Source organism: Micromonospora sp. WMMA1923 (genome assembly GCF_049179195.1).
Lineage (GTDB): Bacteria > Actinomycetota > Actinomycetes > Mycobacteriales > Micromonosporaceae > Micromonospora > Micromonospora yangpuensis.
Genome location: NZ_JBMHLZ010000001.1, coordinates 5,046,543 through 5,067,057, shown reverse-complemented (window position 1 = coordinate 5,067,057; position 20,515 = coordinate 5,046,543). Strand labels below are relative to the sequence as shown.

21 protein-coding genes and 1 pseudogene are annotated in these 20,515 nt (G+C 73.0%); 14 read left to right on the top strand and 8 right to left on the bottom strand.

The features are described from left to right. Positions 1–143: 143 nt before the first annotated feature. Positions 144–704 carry a CGNR zinc finger domain-containing protein gene (locus ACN28G_RS22925; RefSeq protein ID WP_091444455.1) on the bottom strand — a complete coding sequence of 187 codons (561 nt, stop codon included), beginning with the start codon at positions 702–704 and terminating at the stop codon, positions 144–146. Between the two features lie 422 nt (positions 705–1,126). On the opposite strand from ACN28G_RS22925, the gene ACN28G_RS22920 reads away from it, so the two are divergent. Together ACN28G_RS22920 and ACN28G_RS22915 are read left to right on the top strand one after the other, a co-directional pair. Further along, complete coding sequence (locus ACN28G_RS22920) at positions 1,127–2,047, top strand: proline dehydrogenase family protein (protein WP_091444445.1); 921 nt, start codon at positions 1,127–1,129, stop codon at positions 2,045–2,047. 8 nt (positions 2,048–2,055) lie between these two features. Beyond that, the gene (locus ACN28G_RS22915; RefSeq protein WP_421480300.1) at positions 2,056–2,844 is read left to right on the top strand and encodes an alpha/beta fold hydrolase; all 789 of its coding nucleotides are present in this window, start codon (positions 2,056–2,058) and stop codon (positions 2,842–2,844) included. A gap of 574 nt (positions 2,845–3,418) precedes the next feature. Here the strand turns inward: ACN28G_RS22915 and ACN28G_RS22910 are convergent. After that, positions 3,419–3,655 carry a hypothetical protein gene (locus ACN28G_RS22910; RefSeq protein WP_421480299.1) on the bottom strand — a complete coding sequence of 79 codons (237 nt, stop codon included), beginning with the start codon at positions 3,653–3,655 and terminating at the stop codon, positions 3,419–3,421. Next, complete coding sequence (locus tag ACN28G_RS22905) at positions 3,652–3,993, bottom strand: DivIVA domain-containing protein (protein WP_229688432.1); 342 nt, start codon at positions 3,991–3,993, stop codon at positions 3,652–3,654. Before ACN28G_RS22905 ends, ACN28G_RS22910 begins: the two co-directional genes overlap by 4 nt. On the opposite strand from ACN28G_RS22905, the gene ACN28G_RS22900 reads away from it, so the two are divergent. From ACN28G_RS22900 to ACN28G_RS22880, 5 genes are all read left to right on the top strand, one after another. Beyond that, on the top strand, positions 3,938–4,210 hold the full coding sequence (locus ACN28G_RS22900) for a GntR family transcriptional regulator (protein ID WP_373868364.1): 273 nt from the start codon (positions 3,938–3,940) through the stop codon (positions 4,208–4,210). The two genes, ACN28G_RS22905 and ACN28G_RS22900, sit on opposite strands and share 56 nt — an antisense overlap. 268 nt (positions 4,211–4,478) lie before the next feature. Continuing rightward, entirely contained in the window at positions 4,479–4,688 is a 210-nt protein-coding gene (locus tag ACN28G_RS22895; RefSeq protein ID WP_067367634.1) for a helix-turn-helix domain-containing protein, read from the top strand. 244 nt (positions 4,689–4,932) lie between these two features. Further along, on the top strand, positions 4,933–5,034 hold the full coding sequence (locus ACN28G_RS22890; protein ID WP_007465623.1) for a 30S ribosomal protein bS22: 102 nt from the start codon (positions 4,933–4,935) through the stop codon (positions 5,032–5,034). A 120-nt stretch (positions 5,035–5,154) separates the two neighbouring features. Then, complete coding sequence (locus tag ACN28G_RS22885) at positions 5,155–6,228, top strand: NAD-dependent epimerase/dehydratase family protein (protein WP_091444396.1); 1,074 nt, start codon at positions 5,155–5,157, stop codon at positions 6,226–6,228. A 260-nt stretch (positions 6,229–6,488) separates the two neighbouring features. Then, the gene (locus tag ACN28G_RS22880) at positions 6,489–7,385 is read left to right on the top strand and encodes a lysophospholipid acyltransferase family protein (RefSeq protein WP_421480959.1); all 897 of its coding nucleotides are present in this window, start codon (positions 6,489–6,491) and stop codon (positions 7,383–7,385) included. A 5-nt stretch (positions 7,386–7,390) separates the two neighbouring features. Here the strand turns inward: ACN28G_RS22880 and ACN28G_RS22875 are convergent, their stop codons facing one another. From ACN28G_RS22875 to ACN28G_RS22865, 3 genes and pseudogenes are all read right to left on the bottom strand, one after another. Then, positions 7,391–8,383, bottom strand: a complete 993-nt coding sequence (locus tag ACN28G_RS22875) for an HAD family hydrolase (protein WP_373868369.1) — start codon at positions 8,381–8,383, stop codon at positions 7,391–7,393. Positions 8,384–8,557: 174 nt separating this feature from the next. Beyond that, a complete protein-coding gene (locus ACN28G_RS22870) occupies positions 8,558–9,442 on the bottom strand; it encodes a DUF5667 domain-containing protein (RefSeq protein ID WP_091444385.1) in 885 nt (294 codons plus the stop codon). Positions 9,443–9,680: 238 nt separating this feature from the next. Next, positions 9,681–10,514, bottom strand: a pseudogene (locus ACN28G_RS22865) (ECF subfamily RNA polymerase sigma factor, BldN family); the annotation flags it as partial. 592 nt (positions 10,515–11,106) lie between these two features. On the opposite strand from ACN28G_RS22865, the gene ACN28G_RS22860 reads away from it, so the two are divergent. The 6 genes from ACN28G_RS22860 to hemB all read left to right on the top strand — a co-directional run bounded on the left by ACN28G_RS22860 (position 11,107) and on the right by hemB (position 17,401). Next, positions 11,107–11,361 (top strand): glutaredoxin family protein, encoded by a 255-nt coding sequence (locus ACN28G_RS22860; RefSeq protein ID WP_421480298.1) that lies wholly within the window; start codon positions 11,107–11,109, stop codon positions 11,359–11,361. Between the two features lie 304 nt (positions 11,362–11,665). After that, on the top strand, positions 11,666–12,436 hold the full coding sequence (locus ACN28G_RS22855) for a redox-sensing transcriptional repressor Rex (RefSeq protein WP_091444372.1): 771 nt from the start codon (positions 11,666–11,668) through the stop codon (positions 12,434–12,436). Continuing rightward, positions 12,433–13,809 carry a glutamyl-tRNA reductase gene (locus tag ACN28G_RS22850; RefSeq protein ID WP_091444368.1) on the top strand — a complete coding sequence of 459 codons (1,377 nt, stop codon included), beginning with the start codon at positions 12,433–12,435 and terminating at the stop codon, positions 13,807–13,809. Before ACN28G_RS22855 ends, ACN28G_RS22850 begins: the two co-directional genes overlap by 4 nt. Beyond that, positions 13,806–14,774 (top strand): hydroxymethylbilane synthase, encoded by a 969-nt coding sequence (hemC, locus tag ACN28G_RS22845; protein ID WP_091444365.1) that lies wholly within the window; start codon positions 13,806–13,808, stop codon positions 14,772–14,774. Before ACN28G_RS22850 ends, hemC begins: the two co-directional genes overlap by 4 nt. Beyond that, positions 14,771–16,351, top strand: coding sequence for a uroporphyrinogen-III synthase (locus tag ACN28G_RS22840; RefSeq protein WP_091444363.1), 1,581 nt, complete (start codon positions 14,771–14,773; stop codon positions 16,349–16,351). Before hemC ends, ACN28G_RS22840 begins: the two co-directional genes overlap by 4 nt. Before the next feature lie 66 nt (positions 16,352–16,417). Continuing rightward, positions 16,418–17,401: a porphobilinogen synthase gene (gene hemB, locus ACN28G_RS22835; RefSeq protein WP_091444361.1), complete on the top strand. Its 984-nt coding sequence runs from the start codon at positions 16,418–16,420 to the stop codon at positions 17,399–17,401. A gap of 106 nt (positions 17,402–17,507) precedes the next feature. On the opposite strand, the gene ACN28G_RS22830 is transcribed toward hemB, so the two are convergent. Together ACN28G_RS22830 and ACN28G_RS22825 are read right to left on the bottom strand one after the other, a co-directional pair. Further along, complete coding sequence (locus ACN28G_RS22830) at positions 17,508–18,524, bottom strand: GNAT family N-acetyltransferase (protein ID WP_091447455.1); 1,017 nt, start codon at positions 18,522–18,524, stop codon at positions 17,508–17,510. Positions 18,525–18,596: 72 nt separating this feature from the next. Next, a complete protein-coding gene (locus ACN28G_RS22825) occupies positions 18,597–20,198 on the bottom strand; it encodes a lytic murein transglycosylase (protein ID WP_421480297.1) in 1,602 nt (533 codons plus the stop codon). A gap of 39 nt (positions 20,199–20,237) precedes the next feature. Between ACN28G_RS22825 and ACN28G_RS22820 the strand changes: the two genes are divergently transcribed. Beyond that, positions 20,238–20,459, top strand: a complete 222-nt coding sequence (locus ACN28G_RS22820) for an FmdB family zinc ribbon protein (protein ID WP_091444357.1) — start codon at positions 20,238–20,240, stop codon at positions 20,457–20,459. Positions 20,460–20,515: the final 56 nt, after the last annotated feature.

Below are 20,515 nucleotides of genomic sequence, written 5' to 3'. Positions count from 1 at the left end.
GCTTTCGGTAGAGAGGGGTGCCCTTCTCACCGGCGGGAGGGGCCGTCGGCTCGCGGGAGGGGCCGTCGGCTCGCGGGAGGGGCCGGGTTGATCGGGACCGCAGGGCGTGGCCTTGTGGTTCCCGACCGGGCCGGTCGGGTGGGTCAGCGGGCGGGGGTGAGGGAGTCGGTGGGCTGCTCGCCGACCGCGGCGCGCTTGCGGGCGCGGTGGGCGGCCACGTGGGAGCGGGTGGCGCAGCGCTCCGAGCAGAACCGCCGGCAGCAGTTCGACGAGGTGTCCAGGTAGACGTTGCCGCACCGCTCGTCGGCGCAGACCCCGAACCGGGCGCTGCCGTACTCGCAGAGCCACACCGACAGACCCCACACCGCGCCGGCCAGGTACTCCGCGCTCACCGACGCGCCCCGACCGGTCACGTGCATGTGCCAGTCACTGGAGTCGTGACCGGAGATGCGTGGCTGCACCGGATACGCCGCCAGCAGCGCGTTCAGCTCGGCCACCGCCTCGGCGTCCCGCCCGGCGGTGCCGTACTCGAAGACGTCACGTAATCGCTTCTGGGCCCGCCGGAAGATCGTCAGATCGCGGTCCGCGATTTCGTCACGCATCCAGGCGTTCTCGTCCGGGATCAGACCCCGTACGGTGTCGAGGTCGTCCAGCCGGGCGTTGACCAGGTCAACGCCGGTCCGGGCGTACGCGTCGAAGTTCACCCCCCAACGGTAGACGACGTGCGGAACACCGGCCCGTCGATGTCCGGCGAAGGTAGCGATACGTCGATGTCCGCCCGGTTCTGCCCAGCCTGGCCTGGTCCTGCCCAGCCTGGCCGGGTCCTATGCGGCGTGGTCCGGTCCTACGCGGCGTGGTCCGGTTCTGCCCAGCCTGGCGGGTCCTACGCGGCGTGGTCCGGTCCTGCGCAGCCTGGCGGGTCCTACGCGGCGTGGTCCGGTCCTGCGCGGCGTGGTCCGGTCCTGCGCCCCGCGCCGACGGGCTTGCCGACACGTCCCGGCCGTGACATGGGTCCCCGGCCGGTGAGAGGGGCACCCCGCTCTACCGAAGGCGTTAACAGGGGGCCCTTCCTTACAAGCGTGCTGCCCCGGGGGCGGGGGGTCCCGCCGAGGGTTACGCTCGGCTCATGCTCCGTTCGGTCATTCTCGCCGCGTCCCGCTCGACCCGGGTCGAGCGGCTCGTCGCGACGGCCCCGTTCACCAGGGACGTCGTCCGCCGGTTCGTCGCCGGGGAGGGCACCGACGACGCGTTGCGCGCGACCCGGGAGCTCGTCGCCGACGGGTTGACCGTCACCCTGGACAACCTGGGTGAGGACGTGGTCACCGCCGAGCAGGCCGCCGCCACCCGCGACGAGTACCGCACCCTGCTGGGGGTGTTGCGGGCTGCCGGGCTCACCCCGGCCGCCGAGGTCAGCGTCAAGCTCTCGGCGCTGGGCCAGCGGGTCGACGAACAGCTGGCCTACGACAACGCCAAGGCGGTCTGCGTGGCGGCCCAGGAGGCGGGCACCACGGTCACCCTGGACATGGAGGACCACACCACCACCGACTCCACTTTGGACATCCTGGCCAGGCTGCGCGAGGACCATCCGTCGACCGGCGCGGTGCTCCAGGCGTACCTGCGGCGTACCGAGTCGGACTGTCGTGACCTGGCCACCGCCGGTTCCCGGGTCCGGCTGTGCAAGGGCGCCTACAAGGAGCCGGAGTCGGTGGCCTACCAGGCCGCCCGGGACGTCGACAAGTCGTACGTCCGCTGCCTGAACATCCTGATGGCCGGCGACGGCTATCCGATGCTGGCCACCCACGACCCGCGCATGATCGCCATCGGTGAGGACCGGGCCCGCTGGTTCGACCGGGGCCCGGACCGGTTCGAGTTCCAGATGCTGTACGGCATCCGACCCGAGGAGCAGGCCCGGCTGGTCGCGGAGGGCCACACCGTGCGCACCTACCTGCCCTACGGCCAGGACTGGTACGGCTACCTGATGCGCCGCCTCGCCGAACGCCCCGCCAACCTGGCCTTCTTCGGCCGCGCCCTCGCCTCGAAGAAGTAACCTCCGGCATGCGGTTGGCGCGGGGCGACGGGACCATTGCCTACGAGGTGCACGGGGCCGGCCACCTGGTGGTCCTCGCCCATGGCATGGGGGAGGACCGCGCCTCCTTCCGGCACCTGGTGCCGCTGCTGGTCCGGGCCGGTTACCGGGTCGCCTCGGTCGACGTACGGGGCCACGGCGAATCCAGCCCGCACTGGCCGTCGTACGCCCCGGCCGAGGTCGGCGGCGACCTGCTGGCCGTGGTACGTACCCTCGGCGGCCCGGCCACCCTGGTCGGCAGCTCGTCCAGCGGTGCGGCCGTGGTCTTCGCCGCCGTCGAGGCCCCCGACCTGGTCGACGGGATCGTGCAGGTGGCCCCGTTCGTCGCCGTACCGAGGCCGAACCTGGTGCGGCGACTGGCCCAGGCCGTCGTGCTGCGCAGCCCCCGGTTGTTCGGCCGGTTCCACCGCACGCTCTTCCCGGCCGCCCGGCCGCCCGACGACGCCGCGTACCGGGCGCGGTTGGTGGCCGGGCTGCGCGGGCGGATGGCCGCGGTACGCGGGGTGGTCGCGCCGGTCGCGCCACACTGGACCGAGCGGGCCGCCGCCGTACGCCAGCCGGTGCTCATCCTGATGGGGACGAGGGACCCGGACTTCGGTGACCCGGGTGCCGAGGCGCGGGCCGCCCGCCGCCGGTTCCGCACCGCCGAGGCCCGCATGATCGCCGACTCCGGTCACTACCCGCACGCCGACCAGCCGGCCGCCACCGCCGCCCAACTCGTCGAGTTCCTGGCGGTCACCACCCGCCGCACGCGATGACCCGGGTGGTCGCGACCGATCCCACCGGAGGTGCGGCCTTCGGAGGGGCCACGAAGCTTGCCGGGCAAGCCGGAGACCAAGTCGGCTTTGACTGGCTGCGCGGGTTTGCCGTCAAGAGTGCACGGCGGCTATCGGCGCAACCGCACCAGAACGCAGCGGCGAAGCAATGGGCGTCGGGGAGCGTACCTGGAAGCAAAGTGCGTTATGTCAGGTATTCCGGACCAAAGGGGTGGCGGTCTGTCGGTGATCGATGATGGATTCACAAGGTCGTATCAAGGGACCGAGTGCGGGACGGGCGTGCCCTCGATGAGTTGGTTTCTTCTCGCGTTTGAGCGTCGGGGCGATGCGCTGGTGTCAGAGGTTCGCATGCCGCAACTCATCGATGACGATGTGGTTGCTGGGTATGTTGGGTGGCATCCAAATTTGCGGGGGGACTCGTTCCCGATCTCCGGTATTCATCTCCTGGGCTTGATGGCATCGTGTTTGCTGGTGTGGGACGAAGATAATTGTGAGTATTTTCTGGAGTTCCGAGCCGGATAGGCTGTGGGAAGTGGTAATCGGGCCAGCGTTTTGGTCAGCAGTCGCCTGGGTGGCCGGCGCGTCCGGTGCAGCGTCGGCCGTTGCCGAGGAGTCGGTCGCAGAAGATCCGGTGGTGTACGCCTTGGTCGTCTTCGTACGACACGGTGGTTTCGGTGCGGTCGATGTTGCCGAGGAAGCTGACGGCGCGGGTGATGAGGCGGGCGTAGCGGCGGGCGGTGTCGAGGTTGTCGGCGACCACGGGTAGGTGGACGACGAAGCGTTCGGTGCTCATCGGTTGCCCCCGGGGGTGAACTGGGACTGCCAGGTGCGTAGCGCCGTCTTGATTCGGGTGTTCTCCTCGGTGGCGGTGGTCAGGGCGTGGCGGGTGGTGGCGAGTTCGCTGGCGACGCGGTGGAGGTGGGCGTACACGTCGGTGGGGTGGAGGCCGCGGCGGACGGTGCGGAAGTGTCGGTTGCGGATCTGGGTGATGGTGAGGCGGGGGCAGGAGTCGGCGCGGTACCAGCCGTCGTGCGGTGATCGGCGTCCGGCGGGTGGTGCCGGTGGGTGGTGCGGCGTGGGTGGTGTCGCCCTGATCGGCGGTACGGCCCCGGAGCCAACCTGGTTGTCCACGCTCGGAAGGGTTTGCCGAACCAACCGGAGCCGGACGCAGATCAAGAGCGGTGAACTCAAGCCCGGCGACAAGCTGCCCTCGACCCGGGACCTCGCCGAGGCGTACCAGGTCCACATGAACACGGCCTCGCGTGCGCTTTCGTTGCTTCACGACCGGGAGCTCATCACCGGGCAGCCCGGCCGAGGCACCTACGTCGCCGAGCGGCCTGGTCGGTAGCCCGGGCAGTGGTCCCGCCCTGCCGCCGCTCGACGTGCTGCTGCCCCTCGCGGGATGGGCTGAGCCCTTCCTGGCCTGTTAGTGGGGTACCCCGCTCGACCGTAAGCGTTAACAGGGGGCCCTTCCTTGCACTACGGGGGGATGAGTTGGGGAAGGGATCGCGCCGGTCACAGCCGTCCCGCTACGGTACTGGTAACACGCGCGTTGCCGGGCCGGTGGGGGAGCCGTCGGTACGGCGCGCGCCGGGCATGGGATGGGTCGGTGGGCCATGGCCGGATCGCAGTCCGACGGTCGGCTGTCGGACGTCAGGTTCCTCACCGTTGCCGAGGTGGCGACGGTGATGCGGGTGTCGAAGATGACCGTCTACCGGTTGGTGCACAGCGGTGAGCTGGCCGCCGTCCGGGTGGGTCGCTCGTTCCGGGTGCCGGAGCACGCGGTGCACGAGTACCTCCGGGGTGCGTTCCAGGAAACCGCCTGACCTTACCGGACGGGTTCGTCACCGAGAGTGACGGTCGGTGTGGTGGAGGGCGACGTAACGGGCATCGACGGGGGCGCGTTGGTCCTGCTGATCGTCTGCGGCTACCCTGGGACTCGACCGAGACCGCAGTGCGGTGTGCCCCGATGCCACCTGGCAGGTCCGGTTCGTTGTCCGTAAGCGGTCGCCGACGCCACCCGATGGTGTCTTCCGGTCCGCCCCGCACGTTGCATCGAAAGGCTGTCGTATGGGCTCGGTGGTCAAGAAGCGTCGCAAGCGCATGGCAAAGAAGAAGCACCGCAAGCTGCTGCGCAAGACCCGCGTCCAGCGTCGTCGTCTCGGCAAGTGACCGGTGCCGGGCTTCGGCCCGGCTCCCGGTGACACTTGCCTACTGTCGATCCCCGGAGGCTCAGGTGATCAGGCCGCGGAACTCCCGGCTCGGTCCCGGCTGCCGGGTCAGGTGCACGACATGACCCCCGGTGCCGAGTCAGGCGTGCCGGGGGTCGTCGTCGTGACCGGCGTCGGGCGGTACCTCGGCGCACACGTCGCGGCCCGGTTGGCCGCCGACCCCCGCGTGGCCCGGGTGATCGGGGTGGACTCGGCCCCGCCCAGCGCCGAGTTGGCAGGTGTGCTGGACCGGGTGGAGCGGGTCCGGGTCGTACCGGGTGACCTCGGTGGACTCCTCGGCGACCTGGACGTCGACGCGGTGGTGCACCTTGCCCTGGTCAGCGCGCCCGACAAGCAGCACGGCGGCCGGGCGGCGATGAAGGACCAGAACGTCATCGGCACCATGCAGCTGCTCGCCGCCTGCCAGCGGGCGCCCCGGCTGCGCAAGCTGGTGGTCCGCTCGTCGACCGCCGCCTACGGCGCGTCGTTCCGCGACCCGGCCGTCTTCACCGAGGACACCGAGCCGCGCGAGGTGCCGCGCGGCGGGTTCGCCCGGGACATCCTCGACATCGAGGGGTACGTCCGGGGTTTCCGGCGCCGTCGGCCCGACGTGACCGCGACGGTGCTGCGCTTCGCCCCGTTCATCGGCTCCACCGCCGACACCACGCTCACCAGGTACTTCTCCCAGCCGCTGGTGCCGACGATCTTCGGCCGGGACGCCCGGTTGCAGTTCGTGCACTTCGACGACGCGCTGGAGGTGCTGTACCGGTCGATCGTCGAGGACCACCCCGGCACCTACAACGTCGCCGGCTCCGGGGTGCTCTCACTCTCCCAGGCGATCCGCCGGGCCGGCCGGGTCGCCGTACCGGTGCTGGAGCCCGGCCTCTCCGGGGCCGCCGCGCTCGCCCGCAGCCTCGGCTTCGGCCGCTACGGGCTCGACCAGGTCGACCTCTTCGTGCACGGCCGGGTGGTCGACACCAGCCGGCTGGAGCAGGAGTACGCCTTCACGCCGCGCAGCACCGCCGCCGCCTTCGACGACTTCATCCGCGCCCACCAGGGCGGGGTGCTGGTCACCCGGGACCGGCTGGCCGCCGCGGAACAGTCCGTCCTGGAGGGCATCCGCCAGGTGCGAGCAGCCGTACGGGAGCGCTCGTGACCGGGGCGGGGCAGTCGGGGGACGGCACCCGGGGCCGACGTTTCGACGTACCGCTGACCGTGGCGGAACCGGACGCGGAGCCGGCGCGCCGCAACGGACACCGCCTCACCGCGGACCCGGCCGCCGCGGAGCCGACCGCCGTGGAGCCGGCCGCCGCGAAGCCGACCGCCGCCGCGGAGCCGGCCGCCGTGTCCGGGGCGGAGCCGTCTGCCGCGTCCGGCGCGGACCCGGCGGTCAGCGCGGACCCGGGTGGCAACGGGGTGGCGGAAGGTCAGCCCGGTGGTGGGACGTCCCGGTCGGTGCCGGACCGGCCGGCGGACGACTGGGACCGGCGGGTGGCCGCCGGGTTGGCGTTCCTGCGCAAACGGCTCTCCGGTGACTACGAGGTCGACGAGTTCGGCTTCGACCCCGAGCTGACCGGCAAGGTCCTCCACCCGCTGCTGCGCCTGCTGTACCGGGACTGGTTCCGCACCGAGGTCACCGGGATGGAACACGTCCCGGCCGACACCGCCGGGCTGGTGGTGGGCAACCACTCCGGCACGGTGGCGCTGGACGCGTTGATCCTCTCCGCCGCCCTGCACGACCAGCATCCGGCCCGCCGTTTTCTTCGCCTGCTCGGTGCCGACCTGGTCTTCCGGATGCCGGTGGTCTCCGAGCTGGCCCGCAAGTCCGGTGCCACGGTGGCCTGCAACCCGGACGCCGAGCGCCTGCTCGGCGCCGGTGAGCTGGTCGGGGTCTTCCCCGAGGGGTACAAGGGCATCGGCAAGCTCTACTCCGACCGGTACAAGCTGCAACGGTTCGGTCGGGGCGGGTTCGTCTCGGCGGCCCTGCGCACCGGCACCCCGATCGTGCCGGTGGCGATCGTCGGGGCGGAGGAGACCTATCCGATGCTCGCCGACATCAAGCCGCTGGCCCGGCTGCTCAAGCTGCCGTACTTCCCGGTGACGCCTACCTTCCCCTGGCTGGGGCCGTTGGGCATGGTGCCGTTGCCGAGCAAGTGGCTGATCGAGTTCTGCCCGCCGATCCCCACCGCGCACCTACGGGAAGCCGCCGACGATCCGCTGGTGGTCTTCAACCTCGCCGACCAGGTGCGGGAGACCATCCAGCAGACCGTGCACCAGTTACTCGAACGGCGCCCGGACCCGTTCGGCCCCTGAGCCCGTCAGTTGGTGCGCAGGCGTCGGTTCAGGGCCAGCCCGGCGGTGACCGCTCCGGCGAGTAGCCCGGCGGCGGCCGTCGACGGTACCGCGATCTTCACGGCGCGGCGGCCGGTGCGGAAGTCGCGCACCTCCCACCCGCGTCGGCGGGCCTGGCGCAGCAGGGTGGCGTCGGGGTTGACGGCGACCGCCCGGCCGACCGCCGAGAGCATCGGCAGGTCGTTGGCGGAGTCGCTGTACGCGGCGCAGCGGGACAGCTCCAGCCCCTCGACGGTGGCGAGCTGCCCGACCGCCTCGGCCTTCGCCGGCCCGTGCATCAGGTCGCCGACCAGCCGGCCGGTGTACGCCCCGTCGGCGACCTCCGCCACCGTGCCGATCGCGCCGGTGAGCCCGAGCCGGGCGGCGATCACCCGACCGATCTCCACCGGGGCGGCGCTGACCAGCCAGACCCGCTGGCCGTCGGCGAGGTGGCGCTCGGCGAGGCGGCGGGTACCGGCCCAGATCCGGGGGGCCATCAGCTCGTCGAAGATCTCCTCGGCGAGGCGTTCCACATCGGCTACCCGCCAGCCCTCGATGAAGGCGAGGGCGGCCTCCTTGGCCTGGGACATGTCCCCGGCGTGCTCGGTGGCGAGCACCCGGAACCGGAGCTGTTGCCAGGCGAACCGGGCCAGGTCGCCGGTGGTGACGTACTTGCGGGCGGCCATTCCCCGGGCGAACCAGTAGAGCGAGGCGCCCTGCATCATGGTGTTGTCCACGTCGAAGAAGGCCGCGGCACCCGGGTCGGCCTCCGGCGGGGCCGGCGGCGCCAGCCCGCTCTCGGCCCAACCGGCGGTGTGCCCGTGGACGTCGGTGCTGATCGTGACCTTGCCGTTGTCGGCCACCGTCAGCTCCCTCCGCTCGACGACCGCGAGGCCTGCACCTGAGAGCCTAGCGTGATCCGCGAGGCAACCGGCCGGACCGCGACGACAGGCCCCCGGCCGGCGGGCCGGAACGCCCAGCTGGCGACGAGCGGGACCGTCGGGAGCGCGCTGGGCGGGAGCGCCCGGCGGGCGGTGGGCCGGGGCGGGCGGTGGGCGGGGCGGGCGGTGCCGGGGCGGGCCGGATCGGGCCCGCCCCGGCAGGTCCGCCGGCCGCTGTGCCGGCGGCCGACCGAGGTGTCGGTCGGCCGCTGGTCAGCGGCAGGTAGCGGGGACGGGACCGAGACTGTCGGTGTGGGCCGTCATCGGCAGGCCACAGCCGATCGCCTCGCGGAACGCGTCGGCGCGCTTCCCGGCGGTGTCCAGCAGGGCGACGGACTGGCGGATCCGTTCCCGTTCGGTGCGGGAGGCACCGTGGAACAGGCCGTTGATCGATCGGCGTTGCCCGCTGCGGAAGCTGTCCACCGCCGCCAGACCGGCCGGATCGGCGCGCTGCGCGACGGTGGTGAAGAGCAGCCGGAGGCCCTCGCGGGTGTCGTCGTCCATGTCGTCGAGCACCCGGTCGAACCCGATCTTGTCGCCGCGCATGGTGGCGGCCTCGTCGGTCCGGGTCCGGGCGAAGTCGAGGAAGAGCTGGCCCCGGCTCAGGTCCGAGCTGGCGAGCGCGAGCTGGGCCCGCTCGGTGGAGCGCTTCATGCCGTAGAGGGGATCACCGGGTACGGCGTTCTCGCTGGCCGCGGAGATGCCGGAGACGGCGATGGCGCCGGCGGCGATACCGGCGAAGATCGCCAACCGGGCCCGGGCCCGGCGTGCCGTGACCGCCGGCAGCAGCGGCATCCGGGTGGGCGCGGCGGCGGTCGGCTGCCGCCGGGCCGGCACGGTCTCGGCGGGCGCGATCACCGTCGCACCGATCCCCTCCCGCTCGGCGGTGGCGATCAGCATCGCGCGCAGGCCGGTCCGGAAGCCGGGGTCGACCTCGACGACGGGGGGGTCGGCGGCGAGCTGTCGCCCGACCCCGACCAGCGTCGTGAGTTGATCGTCCACCCGGGACCGGACGTGGTGCCGACGGCCGCCGTTGGCTTCGTCGAGAAGCTGGGCGAAGCGCTCAGCGCGTCGACGCAAGAAGAGGTCCGTGTCCACCGCAGGCACCCCCTCTCGCTGCTCACGGCCGGTCGGCCGTGGTCGTTACCAGCGACCGGGGGCAGCGGAACACCGACGTACGAGGCCGTTGCCGGCGGTGCTGCCGGACCATGGGGCCCGGCGGGCTGCCGAGGCAACCACCGGTCGCACCCGGAAAAACGGTGCGCCCCGGGTCCCGGTTACGGGACCCGGGGTCACGAAATCGCCCCGGTCGTCCGGCCGCCCGTCGGAGCAGGGGTCACGGCTGGAAACCGTCCGGCAGGAGCCGGGCCAGCGCCCGTACCGCCCGGTACTGGAGGGCCTTGATCGCGCCCTCGTTCTTGCCCATCGCGCGGGCGGTCTCGGCGACCGAGAAGCCCTGCAGGAACCGGAGCACGATGCACTCCTGCTGCTCGGGGTTGAGCTGCTTGACCGCCCTGAGCAGGGCGACGTTGGTGATGTGCTCGACCACCGCCGCCTCCGGGCTGCCCTCCGGCCCGCGGTCCTCGCGGTCGGCGTCGAGCACGTCGCCGGTGGTCACCTCCAGCCGGTACCGGCCGGACTTGAAGTGGTCGGCGACCAGGTTCCGGGCGATGGTGACCAACCAGGCACCCAGGTCCCGGCCCTGCCAGGTGACGCTGCCGATGCGTTTCAGCGCCCGCAGGAAGGTGTCCGAGGTCAGGTCCTCGGCCAGTTGGCGGTTGCCGACCCGGAAGTAGACGAACCGGAACACCGTGTCCACGTACCGGTCGTAGAGCAGGCCGAACGCCTCGGACTCACCGGCCTGGGCGCGCTCGACCAGGCTCCAGACCGCGGTGGCCGGGTCGGAGGGGTCCGGGCGGCTCGGGAAGCCGTTGCCGTTGCCGTTGCCGTTGCTCTGGCCCGGGGTGGGGTCGGCGGCCGGTACCGCCGGCAGGACCGTGGTCTCGGCGGCGGCCGGGTCGGCCGGGGGCGGCTGCTCGCTACCCCGACGCCCCTGCACGGGCATGGTCGGTCGGGCGGGGACCGCCACCCGACCACCACCGGTCGGCTTGGCGTTCCCGCCGGGTAACCCGGGTCGGGCAGCGGACTCGTTGTGATGTGGTCGGTTGCGAGACTGCCGGGCCGCGTCCTCCTCGTGCGCCGGGCGACTGAGCATGTCGTCCACGGACGTACGGGCCGCGACCAGCCGTTCGTTGAGGGCGGCCCGCACCGCCGGGGCGCTGAGCCCGGTGGGTGGCTCGACCCAGCCCGAGGCGGTCACCGGGCGTCTCCCGGTCCGGTCCCGGCGTACCGGGCCACGACGCGCGGCACCGCGCCGGGGCCGACCGGTCGGTCGGGTAGCACTGCTCCGGGGTACGCCGACGCACGGCAGATCCCCATGAGGTGATGGTTCAATGCGCTCACAGGCACGGGGGCCTCCTCGGGCTGAGGGGTGTCAACTCACGGCAAATGGGGTGAGTCGACCCGAGTGATGATAAGGGCCGACGTCACCCGTGCGTGGTAAGTCCGTTACACAGAGCGGAAGTATTCCGTCCCTGTCGGTCCCCCGCCGGACCGTTTGTCCGTCGGGGGCGTTTGACTTTCCCGGGGTGGTTGATACGTGAATCGTGCCTGCTCGCGGTGCCTGTGCGGGGTTCGCACGAACTGTCGGGCCGGTGCTGTGCCACACTCGGCCGACGACCGTCCGCCACCGGAGGTAACCGATGTCCACCGACGCCCGGCTCACCCTGATCACCCGCCCCGGCTGTCACCTGTGTGACGACGCCAAGGCGGCGCTGGACCGGGTGGTGGCGGTGACCGGTGACAAGTGGATCGAGAAGGACGTCAGCGGCGACATCGAGTTGGAACGGGAGTACGGCGAGCGACTGCCGGTGGTCCTGCTGGACGGCAAGGAGCACGGTTACTGGCGGGTGGAGGAGGAGCGGCTGTTGCGCGACCTCACCACTCCGCAGCTCTAGCGGGCAGGGCCTCGCCCGCAGTTCTGGCGAGCCAGGCCCCGCCGCACTCTGGCCAGCGACGTCCCGGCCGTCCATGGGCCGGTCCGCCGGGGTCTACGGTCGGTGTGATCGATCTTGTGGAATGGGGTCCGGACGGCTCGACCGTGGCCGATCAGCAAGATCGCGATTTGTGCACGTCTTCACAAGCGCCTACTCTTGAGGTCCGACGCGCCCTGCTAGCACAGCCGGCCAGACCGGTTGCAGGCGGGAGTCCCGAAACGGCCGGCGACGAAAGCCGGCAGAGGATCGCACCGCACGGAGTCTCATGAGTCAGCATCGTCACCCTGGCGCGTCCGGCCGCGCCGGTGTCGTACCGTCGCTTCCGGACCTACCCGAAGCGACGGTCGCGCGACTCCCCGAGTACCTCCGGGCCCTGCACAACCTCGCCGAAAGCGGACACGAGACGGTCTCCAGCGAAGGGCTCGCCGCGGCCGCCGGGGTCAACTCGGCCAAGCTCCGCAAGGATCTCTCCCAGCTCGGCTCGTACGGCACCCGGGGCGTCGGCTACGATGTCGCGCTGCTGATCGAGCAGATCGAGTACGTGCTCGGGCTCACCCAGCGACGCGGGGTCGCCCTGGTCGGGGTGGGTAATCTCGGTCACGCCCTGGCCGGGTACGACGGCTTCGTCAGCCGGGGTTTCCGGATCGCCGCCCTGCTCGACGCCGACCCGCAACGCGTCGGTGAGGAGATCAACGGGCTGGTCGTCCGGCACGTCGACGAGCTGCCCCGGATCGCCGCCGAGGAGGCCATCGCGATCGGGGTGATCGCCACCCCGGCCCCCGCCGCCCAGGCGGTCGCCGACCAGCTCGTCGCCGTCGGCGTGACGAGCATCCTCAACTTCGCTCCGTGCGTACTCTCGGTGCCGGCGGGGGTCGACGTGCGCAAGGTCGACCTCGCCATCGAGTTGCAGATCCTGTCCTTCCACGAGCACCGTAAGGCGTCCCGCACCGGACTGGCCGCCGCTGGCGGGTCCACCCTCACCGCGCTGCCCGGCGGGCTCGCGGCCCCCGACACCCAGGAGGCGATCGGCACGTGAGACTGCTTGTCGTCGGTGCGTCCTACCGCACCGCTCCGGTCGCCGTCCTGGAACAGGTAGCGGTCGGTCCCGCCGACCTCACCCGCACCCTGGACCGCCTGGTCGCCCAGCCGTTCGTGGCCGAGGCGGTGCTCGTCTCCACCTGCAACCGGGTGGAGGTGTACGCCGCCGTGTCCGGCTTCCACGGTGGCCTCGACGACATCTGCGCGGTCCTCGCCGAGCAGGCCGGCTGCCTGCCCGCCGCGCTCGCCGACCATCTCTACGTGCACTTCGACGCCGCCGCGGTCGAGCACGTCTTCCGGGTCGCCGCCGGCCTGGACTCGATGGTGGTGGGCGAGGCGCAGATCCTCGGCCAGCTGCGTGACGCGTACCACTGGGCCAGCGGGGCGGAGACCGCCGGCCGGCTCCTGCACGAGCTGATGCAGCAGGCGCTGCGGGTGGGCAAGCGGGCGCACGCCGAGACCGGCATCGACCGGGCCGGCCAGAGCGTGGTGACCGCCGCGCTCGGGCTGGCCGCGGGGCACCTCGACGGCGACCTCGCCGCCCGGCCGGCCCTGGTGGTCGGGGCCGGCGCGATGGGTGCCCTCGGCGTGGCGACCCTCTCCCGCCTGGGCGCCGGTCCGCTGACGGTGACCAACCGGGGGGCCGACCGGGCCGTCCGGCTGGCCGAGTCGTACGGGGCTAACGCGGCGCCGATCGCCGACCTGACCGCAGCGCTCTCCACAGTGGACATCGTAGTGGCCGCCACGGCGGCCACCGAACCGGTCCTCACCCGGGCCGTGGTCGCTCGGGCGCTGGCCGACCGGGATCCGGCCCGGGGGCCACTGGTCCTGCTCGACCTGGCCGTTCCCCGGGACGTGGAGCCCGGCGTCGCCGAGCTGGCCGGCGTCGAAGTGATCGACATCGACCGGATGGCCGCCGTCCTGGCCGACGGCCCGGCCGCCCACGACACCGCCGCGGTGCAGCGGATCGTCGCCGCCGAGGTCGAGGCCTTCCTCACCTGGCTGCGCGGTGCCGACGTGGCGCCCACCGTGGCCGCGTTGCGGGGCCGGGCCGACGACGTGGTCAGCGTGGAACTGCGGCGGCTGGCGCAGCGTCGACCGGATCTCAGCGACGAGCAGCGGGCCGAGGTGGCGCGTACGGTGCACCGGGTGGTCCAGCGGTTGCTGCACCAGCCCACCGTGCGGGTGCGGCAGTTGGCCGCGGAGCCCGGCGGCGACCAGTACACGGCCCTGCTGCGCGAGCTGTTCGACCTTCAGGTGCCGCAGACCGCACCGGTCGGCACCGTCCCCGACGTGGTCGACGCCGACACCGAACCCGTCCCCGACGTGGTCGCCACCGACACCGTCCCGCACTTCGGAGGTGAACGATGACCAGGCCGCTGCGCCTCGGTACCCGGGGCAGCGCGTTGGCGATGGCCCAGTCCGGGCAGGTCGCCGAGGCCCTCACCGCCGCCACCGGGCGCGCGGTCGAGCTGGTCGAGGTGGTCACCGCCGGGGACCGCTCGACCGCACCGGTGGCCTCGCTCGGCGTCGGTGTCTTCGTCTCCGCCCTGCGCGACGCCCTCACCGCGCACACCATCGACTTCGCGGTGCACTCCTACAAGGATCTGCCCACCGCGGACGCGGCCGGACTGCACATCGCGGCGGTGCCGCCCCGGCAGGACCCGCGCGACGCGCTGGTCGCCACGGGCGGACGTACTCTCGCCGAGCTGCCGGCCGGAGCCCGGGTGGGCACCGGCGCGCTGCGTCGGGCCGCCCAGCTGCACGCGCTCGGGGCGCAGCTGGAGGTGACCCCGATCCGGGGCAACGTCGACACCCGCCTGCGGCGGGTGCTCGGCCCACAGGCCGATCTCGACGCGGTGGTGCTGGCCCGGGCCGGGCTGGCCCGACTGGGCCGCGCCGACGAGATCACCGAGACGCTCGACCCGATGCTGATGCTGCCCGCGCCCGCCCAGGGCGCGCTGGCGGTGGAGTGCCGGGCCGACGACCCGGAACTGGTGGAGCTGCTCACCGTGCTCGACCACGCACCGTCGCGCGCCGCGGTCACCGCGGAACGGGCGTTGCTGGCCACCCTGGAGGCCGGGTGCTCCGCCCCGGTCGCCGCCTACGCCGTGCTCGCCGAGGGCGAGCAGGGCGAGGAGATCTACCTGCGCGGGGCGGTGATCAGCCCGGACGGCACCCGAGACCTCCGGCTGTCCCGCACCGGTACGCCCGCCGAGGCGGCGGAGATCGGCAAGGCCCTCGCCGCCGAACTCCTCGACCTCGGTGCCGACTCGATCCTCGGCCAGGACGGACCTGCCGCCCCGGGGACCCAGCACATTGGGAGCACAGAATGACCCGCACCCGTAAGCCCGCAGGCCGTATCGCGTTCGTCGGGGCTGGACCCGGCGACCCGGGCCTGCTGACCCGCCGGGCGTTCGACGCCCTGGTCGACGCCGACCAGGTGGTGTACGACCGGGGGGTCCCCGAGTCGCTGCTCACCGCCGTGCGGACCCAGGCCCGGCCCGACACCCAGTTCAGCCCGGCGGAGGGCGTGCCGGGGGACGTGGCGAAGGTGCTGATCTCGGCGGCCCGCTCCGGGTTGAACGCGGTGCACCTGGTCGCCGGCGACCCGTTCGGGCACGACTCGGTGGTCAAGGAGGTGCAGGCGGTGGCGCGTACCGCCGCGCACTTCGAGGTGGTGCCGGGGGTCAGCCAGGCCGAGGGGGTGGCCACCTACGCCGGTGTGCCGCTGCCCGGGGTGCGTACCGCCGCCGACGTCTCCGACGTCGCCACGCTGGACTTCGAGGCGCTCGCCGCCGCGGTGTCCCGGGGCTCGCTGGCGCTGGCGGTCGACGCCGGTGACCTGGCCGCGATCCGCGACGGTCTGCTCGCCGCCGGGGTCGACGGGACGACCGCGGTCGGGGTGACCGGCGACGGCACCGGGGAGACCCAGTACACCACCGCCTCGACGGTGGACAGCTTCGTCGCCGCGGCGCTCGGCTTCACCGGCCGGGTGGTGCTCACCCTCGGTGCGGGGGTCGGCCAGCGGGACAAGCTGAGCTGGTGGGAGAACCGCCCGCTGTACGGCTGGAAGGTGCTGGTCCCCCGGACCAAGGAGCAGGCCGGGGTGATGAGTGCCCGGCTGCGCGCGTACGGGGCGATCCCGTGCGAGGTGCCGACCATCGCGGTGGAGCCGCCGCGGACCCCGGCGCAGATGGAGCGGGCGGTCAAGGGTCTGGTCGACGGCAGGTACGCCTGGGTCATCTTCACCTCGGTCAACGCGGTGCGGGCGGTCTGGGAGAAGTTCGCCGAGCACGGTCTGGACGCCCGGCACTTCGGCGGCGTCAAGATCGCCTGTATCGGGGATGCCACCGCCGAGGCGGTCCGCGCCTTCGGCATCCAGCCCGAGCTGGTCCCGGCCGGTGAGCAGTCCTCCGAGGGGCTGCTTGCCGAGTTCTCCCCGCACGACGAGATCCTCGACCCGGTCGGCCGGGTGCTGCTGCCGCGCGCCGACATCGCCACCGAGACGCTGGCCGCCGGCCTCACCGAGCGGGGCTGGGAGGTCGACGACGTGACCGCGTACCGGACGGTGCGGGCCGCGCCGCCGCCGGCCGAGATCCGCGACGCGATCAAGTCGGGTGGCTTCGACGCGGTGCTCTTCACCTCGTCCTCCACCGTGCGCAACCTGGTGGGTATCGCCGGCAAGCCGCACGCGCGTACCGTGGTCGCTGTCATCGGGCCCAAGACGGCGGAGACCGCCACCGAGTTCGGCCTGCGGGTCGACGTGCAGCCGCCGCACGCCTCGGTCCCCGACCTGGTGGAGGCGCTCGCCGCCTACGCCGTGGAGTTGCGCGAGAAGCTGGCCGCCATGCCGGCCAAGCAGCGTCGCGGCTCCAAGGTGCAGGGCCCCACCGCGCTCAGGTTCCGCTAGCCCTCAGGTTCCACCAGCCTTCAGGCTCCAGCCCTCAGGTTCCGCTAGTCGTTCACGGAGGTCCGCATGCCGTACCCCGAGATCCGGCCCCGCCGGCTGCGCCGCACCCCGGCGGTGCGCCGGCTGGTCTCCGAGACCCGGGTGGCCCCGGCCGAGCTGGTGCTGCCGATGTTCGTCCGGGAGGGGCTGGCCGAGCCACGGCCGGTCGCCTCGCTGCCGGGGGTGTTCCAGCACTCCCGGGACTCGCTGCGCAAGGCCGCCGTCGAGGCGGTCCAGGCCGGGGTCGGCGGGATCATGCTCTTCGGGGTGCCGGCCGAGCGGGACGCCACCGGCTCGGGCGGCATCGACCCGGCGGGCATCCTGAACGTGGCCATCCGGGACGTGGTCGCCGAGGTCGGTGACGCGACCGTGGTGATGAGCGACCTCTGCCTGGACGAGTTCACCTCGCACGGGCACTGCGGCCTGCTCGGCCCGGACGGTGACGTCGACAACGACGCCACCCTGGCCGCCTACGCGGAGATGGCGGTCGCCCAGGCCGCCGCCGGGGTCGGCGTGGTCGGCCCGTCCGGGATGATGGACGGCCAGGTCGGGGTGGTCCGCCGGGCGCTCGACGCGGCCGGGCACGCCGACGTCGCGGTGCTGGCCTACGCCGCCAAGTACGCCTCGGCGTTCTTCGGTCCGTTCCGGGACGCGGTGGAGTCGGCGCTGGAGGGCGACCGGCGCACCTACCAGCAGGACCCGGCGAACCTGCGGGAGTCGCTGCGCGAGGTGGCGCTGGACGTCGCCGAGGGCGCCGACCTGGTCATGGTCAAGCCGGCCCTGCCCTACCTGGACGTGGTCGCCGCGGTCCGGGCCGCGGTGGACGTCCCGGTCGCCGCCTACCAGGTCTCCGGCGAGTACGCGATGGTCGAGGCCGCCGCCGCGAACGGCTGGATCGACCGGGAACGGGTGATCCTGGAGACGCTCACCTCGATCCGGCGGGCCGGTGCGGGCGTCATCCTCACCTACTGGGCCACCGAGGCCGCCCGGCTGCTCCGCGAGCGTTACTGACCCCCGGCGCGCCGCCGGTGCTCCCGGGGCCGCCCACGCCCCGGGCCGGCAGGTCAGCCCCGGGCCGCCGGGTCGACCCGGGTCAGCCGCGCCCCGGGCCGCCGGGTCAGCCCCGGGCGTCCAGGCGGTGCACCAGGGCCCCCACGTCCGCGCCGTACTCGCACCACTCCCGGTCGGGCTGGTAGCCCAGCTCGGCGTTGACCTTCAACATCGCCTCGTTGGCCTGGGCGTTCCAGGTCTGCACCTCGGTCAGTTGCGGCTCGGCCGAGCGGAGTTCGAGCAGCATCCGCGCCTTGATCGCCCGGTCGATGCCGTGGCCCCGGTGCTCCAGCGCCACGATCGTGTCGTACTGGTCGGCCCGGGTGGGATGCTGCGCCGGCACCACCACCTCGGTCAGCCCCGCCACCTCACCGGTCCGCTCGTGCAGGGCCAGCACGATGTACGGCTGCATCCCGCGCCGGTGCAGGCAGTCCAGGCTGTCCCGGAGCCGCTGCGGATCGTACGAGCTGGGCCGCAGCTCACCATCCTCGACGTCGCGTGCCTCGGCCTTGGCCTTGGCGTACGCCTCGATCAGCTCGTCCGGCGGCCCGCCCGGGTGGAACTGGAGCTGGTAACCCGTCCCGACGCCGGTGGCCATGTCGGCCAGCGCCGGCCAGTCCACCCCGGAGAGTTCGAGCACGCTGCGGGTCTCGACGTAGTCCCGGCTGAAGCCGAGCGAGGTGTAGAAACCGATCGCCGGGGTGTCGCCGGCCACCTCGACCCCGATCGACTGGAAACCCTCCTGATAGACCCGGTGGGCGGCCAGCCGGACCAACCGGCGGCCCAGCCCGGTGCGGCGTACCGACGGATGGACCAGCAGCTCCAGCACCCCGATGTCGCCGAGGAGCAGCACGTGGACGTGCCCCAGGACCGCACCGGGCGGTCCCTCGTCGCTCGACTCGGGTTGGACCATCCAGGAGATCCGCCGCTCGCCCGGCATCACCTCGGCGAGATACTCCCGCATGGACGCCCCCGACCAGGCCGGGTCCTGCGGCAGGTCGGTCGCCAGGACCGCGTTCAGGGTGTCCAGCAGCGACGCGATCTCGGCGGAGGACGCGGACCTGGGATCCCACTCGCGCACCATCACGCCTACAGCTTGCCGGCATCGGGTGGCTGACGGAAGCCTCCGGTCCGCCAAAGTACACCGGAACGCACGTCAGGTGCGGCTGGCCTGTCCGTACCGGTTCGCCGTGTCGAAGACGTCCTGAGCGTACCGGCGGACGTCGTTGTAGGACAGGATCGCTTCCCACCAGTCACCGGGGATCGTCAGGTTCCGGCCACCCTTGCAGAGGTAGCGGCCGGCGGCGAGCGCCGCGTCGTGCAGGTTGTGCGGATCCTTGACCCCGTCGTTGTCGGCGTCCGCCCCGATCTCCTCCCAGGTCGTCGGGATGAACTGCATCGGACCGACCGCCCGGTCGTAGGTGGTGTCCCCGTCGAGTTGGCCCTGGTCGGTGTCGGCGATCCGCATCCGGCCACCGTTGCCGTCCAGCGGCAGGCCGATGATCACCGGGTCCTCGGCCCGGCCGTTGGACTTCAGGGTCGCCCCGTTGGCCTGCCCGTGTCGGGACTCGACGAACCCGATCGCCGCCAGCGTGGTCCAGCTCAGCCCGCAGCCGCGTTCGGTCTCGGCGAGGACCAGCTCGGCGTAGCCGTACGCCTGCATGGCCACCGGTGAGATGCCCACCTTCGCGCCGGTGGTCTGGGCCCAGGCGGTGAGCGCGTCGGCGGGACGTCCGGTGGCCACCGGACCGGCAGCCGGTCCCGACGGCAGCACCCCGTCGGGGCCCGGGGTCACCCCGGGCAGGCCCGGACCGGCGCCGGGCAGGCCGGGACCGGCGGTGGCGCCGGGCAGGCCGGGCAGAGGCGTACCGCCGGGTGCGGTCGGTACCGCGGTGGCACCGGGCAGTCCCGGCCACCCGCCGGTCGGGTCGACGGAGACGTCGGCGGCCACCGGCCGGGCGTCCCGGGTCGCGGCCGGCACCAGCAGCGCGCCGGCCGCAGCCGTCGCACCGACCAGCGCGAGCAGGAACACCCCGGGCAGGGTGAGCCGACCGCTGGGCCGCTGCGACCACTCCCGGGTGGCGCGGGCCGCAGTGACCGCCGCCTGACGTGGCGGCACCCGCATCGCGTGGGCGAACTGCATCCGCCGCCGTCGGCCGCCCTTCGGCGTTGCGCCGGCGGCACCGGCCGGTGGGTCCCCGGGCTTCACCACCGGCGGTACGGCCCCGACCGCCCCGGCCACCGGCGCATCCCCACCGGCCGCAGCGTCCCCGGCTTTCGTACCCCCAGCGTCGCCGGTCTTGGCGTCGCCGGTCTCAGCGTCGCTCGTCTTGGCGTCGCCGGTCTTGGCGTCACCGGCCTTGGTGTTGCGTGCCGCCGCGTGGTCGCTGGCCTTGGCGTCGCCGGCCGTGGTGGTGGGCGACGTGCTTCCGGTCGGCGCGATGTCGGTCCCGGTGGCCACCGGCGCGCTGTCGACCTTCGGGCTGTCGACCTTCGTGGTGTCGGCCTTCGTGGTGAGCGGGGCGGGTGCGGTGGTCGAGGTCGGCTCGGGTTTCACCGTCGGGCCGGGGTCGGAGCCTGGGGCGGTGGAGCGACGCTCGTGCCACAGCTTGTCGAGCCACGGGCGTCGGGGGCGGGGCACCCGCGTCGACGCCGGCTCCGGGGCCTGGGCCCCGGGCTCGGCCGAGGGTACGGCCGCACGCAGGGGCCGGGTCGTCGAATCTTCCTCACCGTCCGCCACCCGTCGAGTATCACCCATGTCGCAGCGATAGTCAGGTGCGGTCGTACCCTGGGTGTCATGCCCCGGTACGAGTTCCGCTGCCGCGCGTGCGGCGACACCTTCGAGGTCAACCGCCCGATGGCGCAGGCAGCCGCACCGGCGGCCTGCCCAGCCGGGCACGACGACACGGTCAAGCTGCTCTCTGCGGTCGCGGTGACCGGTCGGGGCGGAGTCGGCCCGACCGGTTCCGCGCCCGCCGCGGGCGGGGGTGGATGCTGCGGCGGCGGGTGCGGTTGCTGATCTCCACTGTCCCCAGTGGTCAGTTGTCGGCCCGCTGACCTTGCCCGGAAGCAGGC

Excerpts from the sequence above, each read along its gene's own strand:
- ACN28G_RS22920 (WP_091444445.1), top strand. The coding sequence starts at position 1,127 with ATGCTCCGTTCGGTCATTCTCGCCGCGTCCCGCTCGACCCGGGTCGAG.
- ACN28G_RS22915 (WP_421480300.1), top strand. The coding sequence starts at position 2,056 with ATGCGGTTGGCGCGGGGCGACGGGACCATTGCCTACGAGGTGCACGGG.
- ACN28G_RS22910 (WP_421480299.1), bottom strand. The coding sequence starts at position 3,655 with ATGAGCACCGAACGCTTCGTCGTCCACCTACCCGTGGTCGCCGACAAC.
- ACN28G_RS22895 (WP_067367634.1), top strand. The coding sequence starts at position 4,479 with ATGGCCGGATCGCAGTCCGACGGTCGGCTGTCGGACGTCAGGTTCCTC.
- ACN28G_RS22890 (WP_007465623.1), top strand. The coding sequence starts at position 4,933 with ATGGGCTCGGTGGTCAAGAAGCGTCGCAAGCGCATGGCAAAGAAGAAG.
- ACN28G_RS22885 (WP_091444396.1), top strand. The coding sequence starts at position 5,155 with ATGACCCCCGGTGCCGAGTCAGGCGTGCCGGGGGTCGTCGTCGTGACC.
- ACN28G_RS22860 (WP_421480298.1), top strand. The coding sequence starts at position 11,107 with ATGTCCACCGACGCCCGGCTCACCCTGATCACCCGCCCCGGCTGTCAC.
- ACN28G_RS22855 (WP_091444372.1), top strand. The coding sequence starts at position 11,666 with ATGAGTCAGCATCGTCACCCTGGCGCGTCCGGCCGCGCCGGTGTCGTA.
- hemC (WP_091444365.1), top strand. The coding sequence starts at position 13,806 with ATGACCAGGCCGCTGCGCCTCGGTACCCGGGGCAGCGCGTTGGCGATG.
- ACN28G_RS22840 (WP_091444363.1), top strand. The coding sequence starts at position 14,771 with ATGACCCGCACCCGTAAGCCCGCAGGCCGTATCGCGTTCGTCGGGGCT.
- hemB (WP_091444361.1), top strand. The coding sequence starts at position 16,418 with ATGCCGTACCCCGAGATCCGGCCCCGCCGGCTGCGCCGCACCCCGGCG.
- ACN28G_RS22830 (WP_091447455.1), bottom strand. The coding sequence starts at position 18,524 with ATGGTGCGCGAGTGGGATCCCAGGTCCGCGTCCTCCGCCGAGATCGCG.
- ACN28G_RS22825 (WP_421480297.1), bottom strand. The coding sequence starts at position 20,198 with ATGGGTGATACTCGACGGGTGGCGGACGGTGAGGAAGATTCGACGACC.
- ACN28G_RS22820 (WP_091444357.1), top strand. The coding sequence starts at position 20,238 with ATGCCCCGGTACGAGTTCCGCTGCCGCGCGTGCGGCGACACCTTCGAG.